This is a genomic window from Kribbella jejuensis (assembly GCF_006715085.1).
GTDB classification, from domain to species: domain Bacteria; phylum Actinomycetota; class Actinomycetes; order Propionibacteriales; family Kribbellaceae; genus Kribbella; species Kribbella jejuensis.
Window position 1 is genome coordinate 74090 of sequence record NZ_VFMM01000004.1, and the last position, 14543, is coordinate 88632.

A 14543-nucleotide genomic window follows, 5' to 3' on the forward strand; every position below is an offset into this window, starting at 1 on the left:
GCTGCGCTTCAGAGTCGCCTGTCACACTCGGTCCATGGGCCTGAGAGGTTCCGGGGAGGAATTGCCCCTTCGGCGCCCGATGACACGGGACTCTCCCGAGTGCTGTGAACGGCAGTGTCGAGGCTACCAGCAATCGGCGAACGCGTCGGTCCGCCCCTCCGGCAGCACAACGCCCACTCACCGGCGGTGAGTGGGCGTCGGAAGGCTGACGGGGTCAGCCGGTCATCCGGGCGCGGCGGCGGGCGGCGAGTTCGTCGCCCGCGTGGCCGTCGGAGCTCTCGTCGTCGTGACCGTCGGCCCGCTCGGTCGGCAGCTCCGACAGCGAGCCCTCGACCTCGCGCCAGACGCCGCCGAGCGCGATCCCGAACACGCCCTGGCCGCCGGCCAGCAGGTCGATGACCTCGTCCGGCGAAGTGCACATGTACACCGACGCGCCGTCGCTCATCAGCGTGATCTGGGTCAGGTCGTCGAAGCCGCGCTTGCTCAGGTGCGCGATCGCGGTCCGGATCTGCTGCAGCGAGATCCCGGCGTCGAGCAGCCGCTTGATCACCTTCAGCAACAAGACGTCACGGAAACCGTAGAGCCGTTGCGTGCCCGATCCGGTCGCCGGGCGCACCGACGGTGAGACCAGGCCGGTGCGGGCCCAGTAGTCGAGCTGCCGGTAGGTGATCCCGGCGGCCGCGCAGGCCGTCGGACCCCGGAATCCGACGTCCTCCGGCATCGGCCGCAGGTCGTCGTCGAACAACAGACCCTGGACGCCGGCAGTCGCCGCGGCTTCTGCCACAGCCTCGGCGTGCGCGTCGGAAGCCGACTGCGTCAGATCCGTGTCCCCGGTGCGTGTCACGCCTGAGCCTCCCTGGATACCGACTGGTACGAGTCATGTCCGTGGAGTGACAGCACCCCACGACTTCTTCACGGTAAGCCGCCACCCGAGGCGGGTCAACGACAACCGCCCCGAGCCGGGAGCGTGTCGCGACCGCCGTACGAATCGTTACCTAGCCGCTCTTGTACGGCTTCCCGTATCGAGCGCCGTATCCAGCGCGGTATCCAGGGCTGTCGCGGTCAGCTCTTGTCGAAGTCCTCCGGAGTCACCTGGTCCAGGAACTCGCGGAACCGCTCGACCTCCTCTTCCTCCTGCACCTCGTCGGTGCCCGGGTCCTCACTCTCCGGGATCGGCACGCCGGCCTCGGCGAGGATCTCCTCGGCGCAGAACACCGGCGTGCCGGTTCGCAACGCGAGCGCGATCGAGTCCGACGGCCGGGCCGAGATCTCGGTCTGGTCGTCGAAGACCAGGATCGCCTCGAAGACGCCGTCGGTCAGGTTCACGATCCGGACCTCGCTGAGCGTGTGCCCGAGCACCCGGATGGTTTCCGCGAACAGGTCGTGGGTCAGTGGCCGGGGCGGCTCCATGCCCTGCTGGGCGAAAGCGATCGCACTCGCCTCGGCCGCACCGATCCAGATCGGCAGGTACCGCTCACCGCCGACTTCCCGGAGCAGCACGATCGGCTGACTCGATGGCATCTCCACCCGGACTCCGACCACGTCGACTTCGCGCACGGCTCCAGCCTACTCCGAGCCGAAGCTCCGGGTAGGCCCGTGGGGTTCGGCCTGTGGACAGACGACGGACGGACTACGAACGGACTACGGACAGACTACGGACGCGGCAGCCGCGAGCGGACCAGTGCGGTGTGCAGCCGGACGGTGAGCGCCGCCAGTTCGGCGGTCTGCTCGGTCCGGCGCGGCCCGGTGACCTGCTCGATCAGGCCGACCTCGCGATCCGCCGCGGTCCGGAACGCCCGCAGGTGCCGCGGCTCCAGCCCGTACGCCGCGAGCTCGGCCGCGACCTTCGCGATAACGATCGCGTCGCCGCCGTAATGGTTGCCGGTGGCCACCACCAGGCCGTGGCTCTCCAGCTCGGCGAGCAGCCCGTCCGGTACGCCGGCCGCGGTCCGCAGCTCGTCCCGGGTCAGCCGCAGTTCGGTGCCGGTGGCACCGAAGTCCTCGGCGACCGGCTGGCCGGGGGTCTGCGGCAACGAACTCGGCGCGACCGGCGGGCCCGCGGCGGCCGGCTGCAACCCGCGGTCGATGGCGCTCAGGTGTTCCTTGATCACCTTCAGCGGCAGGTACTGGTCGCGCTGGGCGGTCAGCACGTACCGCAGCCGCTCGACATCGGCGGCGCTGAACTTGCGGTAGCCGGAGGCCGTCCGGGCCGGTGTCACCAGGCCCTCGGCCTCCAGGAACCGGATCTTGGAGATCGTGACGTCGGCGAATTCTGCCTGCAGGAGCTGCAGCACCTCTCCGATGCCGCGGGTGCCCGCAGGTCCTTCGGCGTTCGGATCAGGCCTGGCCACTGGCGTAGTACACCAGCCGGTACTTGCCGATCTGGACCTCGTCGCCGTTGTTCAGCAGGACCTCGTCGATCCGGTCGCGGTTCACGTACGTGCCGTTCAGGCTGCCGACGTCGCGGACCTTCACGCCCTGCGCGTCCCGGCGGAACTCGGCGTGCCGGCGGGAGACCGTGACGTCGTCCAGGAAGATGTCGCTGTCCGGGTGCCGGCCGGCGGTGACCACGTCGACGTCGAGCAGGAACCGGCTGCCCGCGTTCGGTCCACGCTGGACGATCAGCAGGGCGGTCCCGGCCGGCAGCGCACCGACGGCGGCCTGGTCGTCGGCGGTCAGCGGCTCGCCGGTCTGCTCCGGTTCCGGCTCGACGCCGATCGGGGCCAGCATCGCGGTGTCGGTGACACCGGGCTGCTGCTGCGGCTGCGCCGGAGCTGCCGCCGGGCGGTCCGCGCCAGGCAGCATGGCTCCGCACTGCGAGCAGAACCTGCTGCCCTCGGAGTTCTCGTGCCCGCACTGGTTGCAGAACGGCATGCTGTGATCCTCCCGATCGCCGGTGGTCCGGCGACGTTTTCGATAGACCCCGTATTGACAGTGTGGCCATAGGCCTCAACCCTCGACCAGCGGTTGAGGCCCGTAACGGTACCAGCCTGTGGTCAGGCCTGGTCGAGCTGGCCTTGGTACGCGTCGGCGTCCATCAGCGCGGCCACCTCGGCGGTGTCCTCGACGTCGATGTCGAGCAGCCAGCCCTCGCCGTACGGATCGGTGTTGATCAGCTCCGGCTGGTCGGCGAGCGCCTCGTTGACCGCGGTCACGGTGCCGTTCACCGGGGCGTACAGGTCGCTCACGCTCTTGGTCGACTCCAGCTCCCCACAGGCGTCGCCGGCCCGCACCGTGCTGCCGACCTCGGGCAGCTGTACGTACACGATGTCGCCGAGCTGGTCCTGGGCGTAGTCGGTGATACCGACTCGCGCGGGGCCTTCCTCGCCGGCCTTCACCCACTCGTGCTCGGGCGTGTACTTCAGGTCTTCGGGGTACACCTTCGTCCCTCTTTCTGATTAATGGCGCTGCCTACTTGGTGGGGCTGGGCGCCGGGCGAGCGTAACGATGCTCGTCGGGCGCGTGCAAGGCGGTGATCGAGACGCTGTCCAACTCGTTGACCTCGGCCGTTCCGCCGACCTGCGGACCGGTCACCTCACTCACCAGACCACCGGGGAAGTTGGCCGCCTCGGCCAGGTTGTGGGACTCCCCGATCGCCTCGATGACGTACGGCGAGGTCACCTTCTGGCCGTCGATCTTGATCCCCGGCGGGTCGTCCACGAAGTCCGTACTGGCCACGACGCGGACCGAGCCGTTGATCTGGATCGCCTCGGCACCGGCGTCACGCAGTTCCTCGATCGCGTCCAGCAGATTGCTCGAGGTCATCTTGCCCTGCGGGTCGTTCAGCGTGATCCGGACCCCCTGGCCGACCGCCGGCAGCGTCCCGGCGAGGATCCCCAGGGTGCGGATCTGGGCCTCGGCCTGGTCGCGGGCGGTCTGGGCCTTGTCGGCGCTGGAGGACAGCGAGTTCTTCCGTTCCTCCAGGTCGGCGATCTCGCTCTCCAGCCGGCGGGTGTTCTGGCCGAGTCCGTCGAGGATCGCGATCAGGTCCTCGCGGCGGGCGTTCTGGTAGCCGTCGTCGGCGCGGTTCACCCGGACCTGGACGACCGCGACACAGCCGACCAGCGCCAGCACGATCGCGACGATCGCCTGACCGCGGGACGGTTTGAACCCGGTCCGCAACCGGCGCAACGCCAGGTTGGGCGTCCGCGGCTTCTTCGGCGCCGGCATCGGCGTCGGTACGTCCGGCGCCTTCTGCTCGGGCCGCTGTCCGGGCTGCTGTCCGGGCTGCTGTTCGGGCTGCTGTTCGGGCTGCTGTTCGGGCTGCTGTTCGGGCTGCTGGGAGGGGGTTTCGTCGGTCATGGCTCAGGCCCGGAAGATGTGCCGGCGGATCGCGGCCATGTTGGTGAAGATGCGGATGCCGAGTACGACGACCACACCGGTGGACAGCTGCGAGCCGACGCCGAGCTGGTCGCCCAGGTAGACGATCAGCGCCGCGATCAGCACGTTGGACACGAACGAGACGACGAACACCTTGTCGTCGAAGATCCCGTCCAGGAACGCGCGCAGCGCGCCGAACACCGCGTCGAGCGCCGCGACGACCGCGATCGGCAGGTACGGCTGGGCCCACTCCGGCACGTCGGGTGCGACCAGCAGGCCGACCACGACACCGATCACCAGACCGAGTACGGCGATCATCTCGGCTTCACCTTCGCATAGCGCAACGCGATCGTCGCATCGGCCGGCACCAGCAAGGAATCCTCCGTCGTGATCGTCATCCGGACATCGAAGTTGCTCACCAGGTACTGCACCCACTGCCCGCCCGAGCTCTGCGCGAACCGGGCCGGCATGGTCGCGGTGTCCCCGATCGCGAGCACCGTGTACGGCGGGGTCAGCGAACTGTAGTCGACGGTGATCGCGCTGCCCGCGCCGCGGATCGCGGTCAGCGACGTGAGCCGGTGACCGTTCACCGAGATCGCCTCCGCGCCGGAGGTCCACAACCCGTTCACCAGCTGCTGCAGGTCGACGTCGAGCAGCCGGCCCTCCTTGGCGTCGGCGTTCTTCGCGTCGTCGATGACCGCCTTGATCCCGGGGCCGGTGACCGCGATCGCGCCGGCCTGCAGTTCGAGGTCGTCGAGCTTCTGCTGCACCGCCGCGCCGGTGCTGTCGTTGCTCAGCCCGCTCGCCTGCAGCCCGCGGACCTCGTCGGACAGCTGCGACTGGTGGGTGCGCAGTTCGTTCAGCCGGTCGTCGGCCTGGTTGATCCGGTCGATCAGTTCCTTGCGCTGCTTCTCCGCCTCGGGCGCGGCGCGGTAGTTCTGCGCGGCGGCGATCGCGAGCAGGAAGCCGAGGACCGCGGCGGCGATCACCAGCATGATCCGGTGCCGGGAGCGGACCGGGGTGCCGCCGGAGTTCGACCGGGTCCGGGCGGCGACGGCGTACCCTTCGTCGATCGGGTGCGCCATCAGGTTGTTCAGCAGTGACATCGACGCGTCGACGCGCCGAGGAGTCGGCTGCCCAGAAGGCTGCCCAGAAGGCTGCACAGGGGCTTGCTGGGTCACCCTGCCGAGTCCTTGATCGGTTTCACCGTCTGGACCAGGTGCCGCAGCTGCGCGAAGTAGAGCGCGCCGGCCCAGTAGTACAGCCCGGTGCCCCAGATCGCGAAGGCCCAGCCGATCACGCGGGCGAGCAGGTTGAGGGTGCTGTCGCCGTCGCCGAGCAAGAGGAGCGGGAACGCGTACAGCAGGCAGAACGTGGCGGACTTGCCGAGGAAGTGCACCGGAAGCGCGTTGAAGCCGCGGCGGTGCAGCGCCGGCAAGGTGAGCGTGAGCAGCACGTCCCGCAGCGGCAGCGCGATCGCCAGCCACCACGGGATGATGTCGCGCAGCGCCAGGCCGAGCACGGTGGCGAAGATGTAGAGCCGGTCGGCGACCGGATCGAGCATCTGGCCGAGCCGGCTGGTCTGGTTCATCCGGCGGGCGATCTGGCCGTCGGCCCAGTCGGTGAACCCGGAGACCGCGAGCACGAGCAGCGCCCAGCCGTCCGCGTGCGGCCCGAGAATCAGCCACAGGAACAGCGGCACCCCCAGCAACCGCAGGAAACTGAGCGCGTTCGGGATCGTCCACACCCGGTCGGACACTTCCACGTCCGGCACTCGACCCCTCCCTCTGTCCACCCTGGATACCCGTCGTCACTCTACTGGGGCGCCCGGACAGGTTTGTCTCCGGCCATGCCCCGACATTCCCCTGATACCAGAACGCCTCCGGCCGCGGCCCGCTACGGCTGCTGCTAACCAGTGACCCGATCGAGACCCCCTGGTGATGCTTACCCTTGGCAGATGAAGTTCCTCGTACTGATCTACGGCAACCCGGAGTCCCGTGCGGTCTGGGACTCGTTGACCGACGAACAGAAGAAGGAAGGCATGGCGGGGTACGCCGCTCTGCACGCCGAGCTCGCCGAACGGCAGGAACTGGTGGCGTCGGAGTCGCTCGACGACCCGGGCCTCACCAAGCAGGTGCTGATCCGCGACGGCAAGCCGCTGACCACCGACGGCCCGTTCGCCGAGGTGAAGGAACAGCTGGCGGGCTTCTACCTGCTGGACTGCGACTCGATGGACCGCGCGGTCGACATCGTCGCGAAGATCCCGGAGGCGCCGTTCAGCGTCGTCGAGGTCCGGCCGGTCCGTGACCTCAGCGCGTACAGCTGATGCTCGAGGACCTGCTCCGCGAGCAGGCGCCGCAGGTGCTGGGCGCACTCGTCCGGCGCTACGGTGACTTCGACGCGTGCGAGGACGCCGTACAGGAGGCGTTGCTGGCGGCGTCCCTGCAGTGGCCGGCCGACGGCGTACCGGCGAATCCGCGGAGCTGGCTGATCACGGTCGCGTCCCGGCGGCGGATCGAGGTACTGCGCAGCGAAGCGGCCCGCACGCGGCGCGAGGAGACCGTCGCGTCGTGGACTCCCCAGGAGCCGGCGTCGTCCGAGGACGACTCGCTGACGTTGCTGATGCTGTGTTGTCACCCGGACCTCACGCCGCAGTCGCAGGTGGCGCTCACCTTGCGCGCCGTCGGTGGACTGACCACCGGCGAGATCGCCCGCGCCTTTCTGGTGCCTGAGGCAACGATCGGGCAACGGATCAGCCGGGCGAAGGCGAAGCTCCAGGGCGCGGTGTTCGCGATGCCGCCGGCCGCGGAACAGCCCGAGCGGCTGGCCGCCGTACTGCACGTGCTGTACCTGATCTTCAACGAGGGTTACACAGCCTCGTCCGGTACGTCGCTGCACCGGGTCGAGCTGTCCGCGGAGGCGATCCGGCTGACCCGGCTGCTGCACGCGCAGTTGCCGGCCGAGGGTGAGGTGGCGGGGCTGCTGGCGTTGATGCTGCTCACGGACGCACGCCGGCCGGCCCGGACAACGGCCGCCGGTGCGCTCGTGCCGCTGCCGGAGCAGGATCGGACGTTGTGGGACGCGGCGTCGATTGCCGAAGGCATCGAGTTGATCGAGGCGACGTTGCGCACGGCACCGGTCGGGCGGTACCAGTTGCAGGCGGCGATCGCGGCCGTCCACGACTCGGCCGCGAGTGCCGACGAGACGGACTGGCGCGAGATCCTGATGCTGTACGAACTCCTGGAGTCGACGGCACCCGGGCCGATGGTGACGCTGAACAGGATCGTCGCGGTCGCGATGGTGCACGGACCGGCCGCTGGGTTGAGGTTGCTCGACGACGTGGACCCCGCGCTGCGCGACCATCATCGATTGGCGGCGGTACGCGCCCACCTGCTCGAGTTGGCCGGGGACGCCGCGGCTGCTCGGGAGGCGTACGAGCTCGCCGCGCGACTCACCCAGAGCACTCCCGAGCAGGTATATCTGCTGGGTCGCGCGGCTAGCCTGGGAGCTTCGGCCGCCCCCAGCTGAGCTCGGCCTGGATCTGCAGCTGCAGCACACCATCCTTCGCATAAGGCCGGAGCGCCTCCGCCACACTCGCGTCGAAGCTCGCGGCTTCGTCGGCGGGCATCAGGTCACGCGCCAAGCTGGAGGTCGAGTGCAGCCTCTCGATGTAGCCGGCGACCGTCTGCGGGTAGCTGACGGGCGTCGTGCGCACTCTGCCGGTCAGGTCGAGGAGGCCCCGTTCGACGATTGCGTCGACGACGTCGAACTTCGGGTCGTAGTTCTTCTTGCGGGAGTGCCGCTCGATGATCGGGATCAGCTCCCCCAGCCAAGGCTCGTCCACCGCGCCGTGTTCGATGACGACGAGCTGGGCGTTCGGGGTCAGCTGCGGGACGATCCGGGCGAACGTCTGCTCCCAGGGCATCCAGTGGATGCTGGCGCCGGCCGTCACCAAGGCGTACGGGCCGTTGAGATCGGCGGTCTCGATCGGGTTGACCTGCCAGCTGAGGTTCGGGTGGTCGCCGCCCGGGCGCTGCTTGCCGGCGTCGACCATCGGCTGGGAGAAGTCGATCGCGTCGACATGCTCGACCCGTGGCGCGAGCGGCCGGGCGAGGGCGCCCTCGCCCGCGCCGATGTCGAGCACCCGCCGCGGTGCGTCGGTGATCAGGTCGAGGAGGCGCTCGAACACCTCGTCCGGGTACGGCGGCCGATGCCGGTATGCCTGCGCAACCGCCTGCTGCTTGAACGTCGCCGCGAGTTCCGTCATGTCTGCGAGCCTAGGCCGGGGCGGCGTACCGATCGCCGATTTCTGCTGTCGGCCGACCGCTCGTAACCGGCTGCGCCTGCTGCGGTCATGTGGCTGAAACATGTGCTTCCTACCGTGAGAGTCCACGTCAGCCGGGGCGAGGCGGTGAGCCGATGTACGAGTACGTCGACCCGTTCATCGGGACGGGCGCGACCGACCTGCCCACGCCCAAGGGCCTGGCAGCGACCTGGTGGTGGCCCAAGCCGCAGGTCGGCAACACCCATCCGGGTGCCATGCATCCGTTCGGGATGGTGTCGGCCTGCCCGTACTCGGGTGCCTACCCGACCGGCTACGGGCTCTACGACTTCAACACCGAGGGCGTGCCGGAACTCCTGTACGACCGCCCGGTGGCCTCCGGCTTCACGCACTTCCAGCAGTCCGGCACCGGCGCGATCCGCAAGTACTACAACTACTTCCGGGTGACGCCGATGCTGGGCCCGCTCGACGACCTGGGCACCACGTGGGACCTGCTCGAGGAGGTGGCCGAGCCCGGCTACTACGCGGCGACGCTGAGCTCGGGGGTGCACTGCGAGCTGACGGTCGGCCCCAAGTCGGCCGTGCACAGGTACACCTTCCCGGCGAACGACGCGGCCCGGATCGTCATCGACGCCTCCACCGGCGGCCTGGCCATCCCGCACAGCCGGACCGTGCCGCTGAAGGCGCACCTCGCGTTGCTCGAGCCCGGGGTAGCTCAGGGCGAGATCCACGTCGAGGGCGTACCGCTGGCCGTGCACCTGGAGGTCGACGCCCCGGGTTGGCGGCAGCTGCTGTGGTACGACCGGCGCCTGATGCCCGGCGGTACGCGTCTCGACTTCGACTACATCCGGCCGACGACGCTGCGGCCGTTCGGGCTGATCTTCATCGGACCGACGCGGGCCGAGCAGACCGTCGAGGTGCGGCTGGGGTTCTCGCTGCGCGGGTGCGGGACGGCTCGCGACAATCTGCACGCGGACGTCGGCCGCGCCCCGGCGACCTTCGCCGGGCGACGCGAACGTACGGCGGCCGGCTGGCGCGATCACCTCGGTACGGTCGAGATCAAGGCCGAGTCGGACGACCAGGCAACGGTCTTCGGCACGGCCCTCTACCACTCAATGGTCAAGCCGTGTTTCGCCCCGGACGAGAGCCCGTCGTGGACCACGGAGGGTCCGTACGCGTTCGACATCTGCACGATGTGGGACATCTACCGCACCCAGCTCCCGCTGATGACCACGCTGTTCCCCGAGCGTTCGGTCGCGCTGGCCGGCGCGCTGCTGGCGATCTGCGAGCAGGAGGGCAACCTGCCGATCGGCTACCGGATGGCCAAGGGCGCCGACAGGTTCTCCCGGCAGGGCAGCGCGCTTGCCCATACGTTCCTGGCCGACCTGTGCCGGCTGGACCTGCCTGGGATCGACTGGGACTGGGCGATGGTTCACCTGGAGATGGACCTGCGCCGGACGTACGGCGAGGACTACCTGGTGCACGGCGTGGCGCACCCGATCAGTCACACGCTCGACCTGGCGTACGCGTACCACTGCACCGCGGCGATCGCCGACAAGGTCCGCGACCGGCCGCTGGCCCAGCAGATGCGGGAGCTGGCCAAGGGCTGGCAGGCGGCGTACGACCCGGGCACCGGCTTGCTGCGTGACTCGACGTTCTACGAGGGCGGCCGGTGGAACTACTCGTTCCGGCTGTTGCACGACATGCGCGCGCGGATCGCCCTCGCCGGCGGGGACGACGCGTTCGTACGGCTGCTCGACCGGTTCTTCGGGTACGACGCCGGACCGGTCACCCAGCCGGGCGTCGCGCCGAGCGTGGCCGAGATGAACGCAGGCTACGACCTGTGCCGGTTCGAGGGCCTGAACAACGAACCCGACTACGAGGCGCCGTGGTCCTACCACTACGCCGGGCGGCCGGACCGGACCGCCGAGGTGGTGCATGCGGCGGTCGCCAACCAGTTCGGCACCGGCCGGGGCGGCCTGCCGGGGAACGACGACTCCGGCGGGCTGTCCGCGTGGTACGTGTGGGCGACGCTCGGGCTCTTCCCGGTGGCCGGGCAGAACCTGTTCCTGATCAGCGCGCCGGCCGTGGCGGAGTCCGTCACGCGGTTGCCTGCGGGCGAGTTGTCGATCACCACCACAGGATTCGAGCCGGTCGAGGCGGGCGGACCGGTGTCGTACGTCCAGTCCGTCGCGGTGGACGGCAAGACGCTCGAACGCCCGTGGATCTCCGGACGAGAGCTGCGACGCATCCGGCACCTCCAGATCGAACTCGGTCCGCAGCCCTCCGGCTGGGGCACCCGGGTGCGGCCACCGTCCACATCCGATCCGGCTGGAGGTGTGACATGACCCGCCGCTTGGTGATCGTCGTCCGCGCGGACCCGGTGATCTGCGGACACTCCGGTGAGGCCCGGTGCCTCGCGGAGGTCGCGCTGACCCGCGGGTTCGACGACGTACGGATCGTGACCTGGCCGCTGGCTGCGCTGGAGGCGGCCGGGCTGCCGTTGAAACCACTCGATCGTGTGCTGCCGTACAGCCCTGGCATCACCGTGGAGCGGCCCGGTCCGGTCGGTGACTACCGGGTCCCGGACGGGCGCTACCTGTCCGGGCTGATCGGGCGGCTGGTCGAGCTGTTCACCGACGGCGTGCCGACAGTGGCGATGTCGCTCTACCTGAGTCCGCACGCGATCGCCGTACAGGAGGCCGTTCAGGTGGCGCGCCGGATCGGGCCCGCACAGGTCACCACGATCGCTGAGGCGGTGGGGTCCGACATCACCAACGTCGTACGCGACTGTGTGGACAGCGGCCGGTTCGGGGCGGCGGCGCACATCCTGTCGGTCTACCTGGCGGCGGACCACTGCGTGGCGGTGTCGGAGTACACCAGGGACCTGATCGTTGCCTCGGCGGAGACCCTCGACGGCATCCACGGTACGACGTTCGCGCAGCAGTGCCGGGAGCGGATCGCGATCTCGTACCCGGCGGTCGACTCGTGGTCGTACCTGTCGCTCACCGAGGACGGCGTCGCCGAAACGCTCGCCCGGCGTGGGCTCTCGCGCGACGGGTACGTGCTGTTCCTGTCCCGGATCGCGTCGGCGAAGGGCGTCGACGATCTGATCGACGCGTACGCCGGCTCGCGGTCGGCCGAGCGGGTCCAGCTGGTGCTTGCCGGGCGCGGGCCGCAGGAGGACGAGGTGGTGGCGCGGGTCGCGGCCGCGGGTCTGGGTGAGCGGGTGCGGGTGCTGACCGACGTGGACGATGCGGAGAAGCCGGCGCTGATGGCGGGGAGCGCGGCGTTCGTGCTGCCCACGCGCGAGCAGCCGGAGTTCGTCGAGACGTTCGGGATCGCGCTGGTCGAGAAGGCGCTGGCGGGCGGCGGGCCGATCATCACCTGCGCGACCGGCGGCGTACCGGAGGCGGTCGGCGACACGGCCCTACTGGTGCCACAGCACGACCCGGCCACGCTGCGGACCGTACTCGACGAGGTCATCTGCGACTGGACCTCCGACCAACGAGCCGCAGCCGAGCGGCGCGCGCGAGCCCACGCGTTGCAATTCGACCGGGCAGTGGTGTTCGATCGCCTCTTCGCCGCCCTCACCGAACCGCCCGCCGTTCCGGTCGCGTGAGCTAGGTCCTGTCCGGAGTGCCAGGCAGAACTTGGGCCTGGTCCGACAGCCAGGTACGGAGTTCCGTCAAGGCCTGATCCGTCGACCAGCGGGCCAGGTCGGGCCACTCGTGCTGCTTGCGCAGGTCCCGGATGAACTGCGTACCGACGTAGTTGCCGATGCGCTGCGGAAACCCGGACGCGCCGCTCAGCGTGAGGAAGCGGCGGATCACCTCGTCCTCCCCGGAGTCGAGGTTCGCGAGGATCTCGGCACGGGCAGCGGCGTCGTGTCGCCGGCAGTCCGCGAGCCAGTCGTCGTACCCGGGACCGAACCAGAGGTGCTCGGCGAGTGAGTACTGCGGGAAGAGTTCGGCCGTCAGCGCTGTGGCGAACCCCTCGCTGTAGATGTCCTGTCCGAGCGGCCCCTCGTCGGGCCACGGTTGATCGGGGAGCGGTGCCTGCAGCGCATGGGCGATCTCGTGGGCGGCGAGGATCTCGGCTGCGCGTTCGTCGGGGATCAGCTCGACGGCCAGATACAGCGTGCCGTCGGCGACCCAGCCGTTCGACGTGGCGAGGCCGACTATCGCGACACCGTTGATGTCGACGTGGGCGGCGTCAAGCATCGGTACCACGCGGGCGGCCGCCTGCTCGATCCAGCGGGTGGCGTGCGGCGCATTGGCGCGGATGCGATCGCCGTACTGCTCGTACGCCGCGAACGCCTTCTCCCGGTCCGCCGGCTGCAGCGTCCGCCCGGACCTGGTCAGGTCGTTCAGCACCTCCGGGTACTTCTCGACGTACTCGTCCCAGTCCCCGCCGGCCTGGTAGTCGAGGTACGCCGGCACCAGGTCCCGCACTGTCACGCTCATTCGCTCTCCCAGACGGTCGCGTGTTGTTCGAAGTACTGGGGGTTGCTGTGGACGGGGATGACGCAGAGCAGGTGGCCGCCCGGGGCGCGGAGTGTGTGGCAGCCTTGCCACTGCGCGACCTCGACCGCCCCGAGCGCGGTCAGCCGGGCGACCTCGGCGGGTACGTTGTCGGTCTCGATGTCGAGGTGGTAGCGGGACTCGCCGTCGATCGACTGGATCGCGGTGACGTAGCCGGGGACCGCGTCGTGCAGGCTGATGAACTGCGGCTCGCCCTCGGGTGACGACGTACGCACGCCGAGAGCCTTCGACCAGAACGTGGTGGCGGCCTGCACGTCGTCGTGGTGGGCGTCGATCAGGAAGGTGGAGACACGGCTGCGATGCATACGGGTCAACCTAGTTCCGGACGGCGGTCGTCCGGTACTGGGATTACCGTGCTGCCCATGCAGGTGATCGAGGAGACACAGGTTCGGGTCGTACCGGCCAACGAGGTGCCGTGGGAGGACCTGCAGGCGGTGCTCGGTACGGCGGACGCGGGGCAGTGTCAGTGCCAGCGGTTCAAGATCCGCGGGTGGATCTGGCGCGACTCCACGCTCGACGAGCGGATGACCCGGCTGCAGGAACAGACCGCGTGCGGCACCCCGGACGCCCCGTCGACGAGTGGCCTGGTCGCGTACGTCGACGGCGAGCCGGCCGGGTGGGTCGCGGTCGAACCACGCACGGCGTACCCGAAGTTGCGGACGTCACGGATCCCGTGGACCGACCGCAACGAGGACAAGGACGACGAGAGCGTCTGGTCGGTGACGTGCATGGTCGTCCGCAAGGGCTTCCGCGGCCGTGGTCTCACCTACCACCTGGCACGAGCCACGGTCGACCACGCCCGCACCCGCGGCGCCCGAGCCCTGGAGGCCTACCCGATGCTCACCCAACCCGGCAAAACCATCACCTGGGGCGAACTCCACGTCGGCCCCCACCAAGCCTTCGAAGAAGCCGGCTTCCACCAGCTCACCCACCCCACCCTCCGCCGCACCGTGATGCGCATCGACTTTCCCTAGCCCCCAACCACGACCGCCCTCCCCCCGGCTACACACCCCACCGACGCCCCCACGCCCAAACCACCACCGCGCCACGCCCCGCCCAATCCCTCCCACCGCACTGCCGCTCCACCACGCCACCGTCTCACCACCCCATCGCCCCACCGCACTGCCGTCCAAGCGCGCCACCGCATTGCCGCCCCACCGCCCCACCACACTGCCGCCCCACCGCGCCACCGCGTTGTCGGCCGACCGTCCCCGCCGCCGCGACACGACGGCCCGCACCCCACACCACCCCAGCGGTCCCCCCACGTCACCGCCGCCCCACCGAACGGGGTATCGACCTGCGACAAGGAACATGCGGGCCCTCCTGTCGCAGCTGCGACGTGAACGCGACGTACCGGTGTTGTGCGGGTGGGCGTGAGGTCAGGTTGTTGCGAAGGA

General features: G+C 69.7%; 17 protein-coding genes and 1 riboswitch. Of the genes, 5 read left to right on the forward strand and 12 right to left on the reverse strand.

The annotated features are described in order from the left end of the window. Positions 1 to 18: 18 nt before the first annotated feature. Positions 19 to 108, reverse strand: a riboswitch (glycine riboswitch). A gap of 106 nt (positions 109 to 214) precedes the next feature. The 9 genes from FB475_RS33165 to clsA all read right to left on the reverse strand — a co-directional run bounded on the left by FB475_RS33165 (position 215) and on the right by clsA (position 6094). After that, positions 215 to 844, reverse strand: a complete 630-nt coding sequence (locus FB475_RS33165; protein WP_141861930.1) for a MerR family transcriptional regulator — start codon at positions 842 to 844, stop codon at positions 215 to 217. Between the two features lie 218 nt (positions 845 to 1062). Next, positions 1063 to 1557 (reverse strand): bifunctional nuclease family protein, encoded by a 495-nt coding sequence (locus FB475_RS33170; protein WP_141861932.1) that lies wholly within the window; start codon positions 1555 to 1557, stop codon positions 1063 to 1065. A 95-nt stretch (positions 1558 to 1652) separates the two neighbouring features. Then, on the reverse strand, positions 1653 to 2351 hold the full coding sequence (gene ftsR, locus FB475_RS33175; protein ID WP_202878673.1) for a transcriptional regulator FtsR: 699 nt from the start codon (positions 2349 to 2351) through the stop codon (positions 1653 to 1655). Then, positions 2338 to 2874 carry an FHA domain-containing protein gene (locus FB475_RS33180; protein ID WP_141861934.1) on the reverse strand — a complete coding sequence of 179 codons (537 nt, stop codon included), beginning with the start codon at positions 2872 to 2874 and terminating at the stop codon, positions 2338 to 2340. Before FB475_RS33180 ends, ftsR begins: the two co-directional genes overlap by 14 nt. 122 nt (positions 2875 to 2996) lie before the next feature. After that, positions 2997 to 3380 carry a glycine cleavage system protein GcvH gene (gcvH, locus tag FB475_RS33185; RefSeq protein WP_141861935.1) on the reverse strand — a complete coding sequence of 128 codons (384 nt, stop codon included), beginning with the start codon at positions 3378 to 3380 and terminating at the stop codon, positions 2997 to 2999. Between the two features lie 31 nt (positions 3381 to 3411). Then, entirely contained in the window at positions 3412 to 4302 is an 891-nt protein-coding gene (locus tag FB475_RS33190; RefSeq protein ID WP_141861937.1) for a DUF881 domain-containing protein, read from the reverse strand. 3 nt (positions 4303 to 4305) lie between these two features. Then, positions 4306 to 4638 carry a small basic family protein gene (locus FB475_RS33195; RefSeq protein WP_132285273.1) on the reverse strand — a complete coding sequence of 111 codons (333 nt, stop codon included), beginning with the start codon at positions 4636 to 4638 and terminating at the stop codon, positions 4306 to 4308. Then, positions 4635 to 5426 carry a DUF881 domain-containing protein gene (locus FB475_RS33200; protein WP_141861939.1) on the reverse strand — a complete coding sequence of 264 codons (792 nt, stop codon included), beginning with the start codon at positions 5424 to 5426 and terminating at the stop codon, positions 4635 to 4637. Before FB475_RS33200 ends, FB475_RS33195 begins: the two co-directional genes overlap by 4 nt. 71 nt (positions 5427 to 5497) lie before the next feature. Next, positions 5498 to 6094, reverse strand: a complete 597-nt coding sequence (clsA, locus tag FB475_RS33205; protein ID WP_141861942.1) for a cardiolipin synthase ClsA — start codon at positions 6092 to 6094, stop codon at positions 5498 to 5500. A gap of 183 nt (positions 6095 to 6277) precedes the next feature. Between clsA and FB475_RS33210 the strand changes: the two genes are divergently transcribed. Both FB475_RS33210 and FB475_RS33215 read left to right on the forward strand, forming a co-directional pair. Continuing rightward, positions 6278 to 6646: a YciI family protein gene (locus FB475_RS33210; RefSeq protein WP_141861944.1), complete on the forward strand. Its 369-nt coding sequence runs from the start codon at positions 6278 to 6280 to the stop codon at positions 6644 to 6646. Continuing rightward, on the forward strand, positions 6646 to 7848 hold the full coding sequence (locus FB475_RS33215) for an RNA polymerase sigma factor (protein WP_141861946.1): 1203 nt from the start codon (positions 6646 to 6648) through the stop codon (positions 7846 to 7848). Before FB475_RS33210 ends, FB475_RS33215 begins: the two co-directional genes overlap by 1 nt. Here FB475_RS33215 and FB475_RS33220 read toward each other — a convergent pair. Continuing rightward, on the reverse strand, positions 7817 to 8587 hold the full coding sequence (locus tag FB475_RS33220; RefSeq protein WP_185759547.1) for a class I SAM-dependent methyltransferase: 771 nt from the start codon (positions 8585 to 8587) through the stop codon (positions 7817 to 7819). The two genes, FB475_RS33215 and FB475_RS33220, sit on opposite strands and share 32 nt — an antisense overlap. Before the next feature lie 152 nt (positions 8588 to 8739). Here FB475_RS33220 and FB475_RS33225 point away from each other — a divergent pair, with 152 nt between their 5' ends. Continuing rightward, on the forward strand, positions 8740 to 10950 hold the full coding sequence (locus FB475_RS33225; RefSeq protein ID WP_141861950.1) for a glycoside hydrolase domain-containing protein: 2211 nt from the start codon (positions 8740 to 8742) through the stop codon (positions 10948 to 10950). Then, on the forward strand, positions 10947 to 12224 hold the full coding sequence (locus tag FB475_RS33230) for a glycosyltransferase (RefSeq protein WP_141861952.1): 1278 nt from the start codon (positions 10947 to 10949) through the stop codon (positions 12222 to 12224). Before FB475_RS33225 ends, FB475_RS33230 begins: the two co-directional genes overlap by 4 nt. 1 nt (position 12225) lies before the next feature. Here the strand turns inward: FB475_RS33230 and FB475_RS33235 are convergent, their stop codons facing one another. Further along, positions 12226 to 13068: a hypothetical protein gene (locus FB475_RS33235; protein WP_141861954.1), complete on the reverse strand. Its 843-nt coding sequence runs from the start codon at positions 13066 to 13068 to the stop codon at positions 12226 to 12228. Further along, a complete protein-coding gene (locus FB475_RS33240; RefSeq protein ID WP_141861956.1) occupies positions 13065 to 13451 on the reverse strand; it encodes a VOC family protein in 387 nt (128 codons plus the stop codon). The genes FB475_RS33235 and FB475_RS33240 overlap by 4 nt, the downstream gene beginning before the upstream one ends. A gap of 57 nt (positions 13452 to 13508) precedes the next feature. Here FB475_RS33240 and FB475_RS33245 point away from each other — a divergent pair, with 57 nt between their 5' ends. Further along, positions 13509 to 14120 carry a GNAT family N-acetyltransferase gene (locus FB475_RS33245; RefSeq protein ID WP_141861958.1) on the forward strand — a complete coding sequence of 204 codons (612 nt, stop codon included), beginning with the start codon at positions 13509 to 13511 and terminating at the stop codon, positions 14118 to 14120. Positions 14121 to 14543 lie beyond the last annotated feature (423 nt).

Excerpts from the sequence above, each read along its gene's own strand:
- FB475_RS33235 (WP_141861954.1), bottom strand. The coding sequence starts at position 13,068 with ATGAGCGTGACAGTGCGGGACCTGGTGCCGGCGTACCTCGACTACCAG.
- FB475_RS33195 (WP_132285273.1), bottom strand. The coding sequence starts at position 4,638 with ATGATCGCCGTACTCGGTCTGGTGATCGGTGTCGTGGTCGGCCTGCTG.
- FB475_RS33225 (WP_141861950.1), top strand. The coding sequence starts at position 8,740 with ATGTACGAGTACGTCGACCCGTTCATCGGGACGGGCGCGACCGACCTG.
- FB475_RS33210 (WP_141861944.1), top strand. The coding sequence starts at position 6,278 with ATGAAGTTCCTCGTACTGATCTACGGCAACCCGGAGTCCCGTGCGGTC.
- FB475_RS33215 (WP_141861946.1), top strand. The coding sequence starts at position 6,646 with ATGCTCGAGGACCTGCTCCGCGAGCAGGCGCCGCAGGTGCTGGGCGCA.
- FB475_RS33200 (WP_141861939.1), bottom strand. The coding sequence starts at position 5,426 with ATGTCACTGCTGAACAACCTGATGGCGCACCCGATCGACGAAGGGTAC.
- FB475_RS33245 (WP_141861958.1), top strand. The coding sequence starts at position 13,509 with ATGCAGGTGATCGAGGAGACACAGGTTCGGGTCGTACCGGCCAACGAG.
- FB475_RS33180 (WP_141861934.1), bottom strand. The coding sequence starts at position 2,874 with ATGCCGTTCTGCAACCAGTGCGGGCACGAGAACTCCGAGGGCAGCAGG.
- FB475_RS33190 (WP_141861937.1), bottom strand. The coding sequence starts at position 4,302 with ATGACCGACGAAACCCCCTCCCAGCAGCCCGAACAGCAGCCCGAACAG.
- FB475_RS33230 (WP_141861952.1), top strand. The coding sequence starts at position 10,947 with ATGACCCGCCGCTTGGTGATCGTCGTCCGCGCGGACCCGGTGATCTGC.
- FB475_RS33240 (WP_141861956.1), bottom strand. The coding sequence starts at position 13,451 with ATGCATCGCAGCCGTGTCTCCACCTTCCTGATCGACGCCCACCACGAC.
- FB475_RS33220 (WP_185759547.1), bottom strand. The coding sequence starts at position 8,587 with ATGACGGAACTCGCGGCGACGTTCAAGCAGCAGGCGGTTGCGCAGGCA.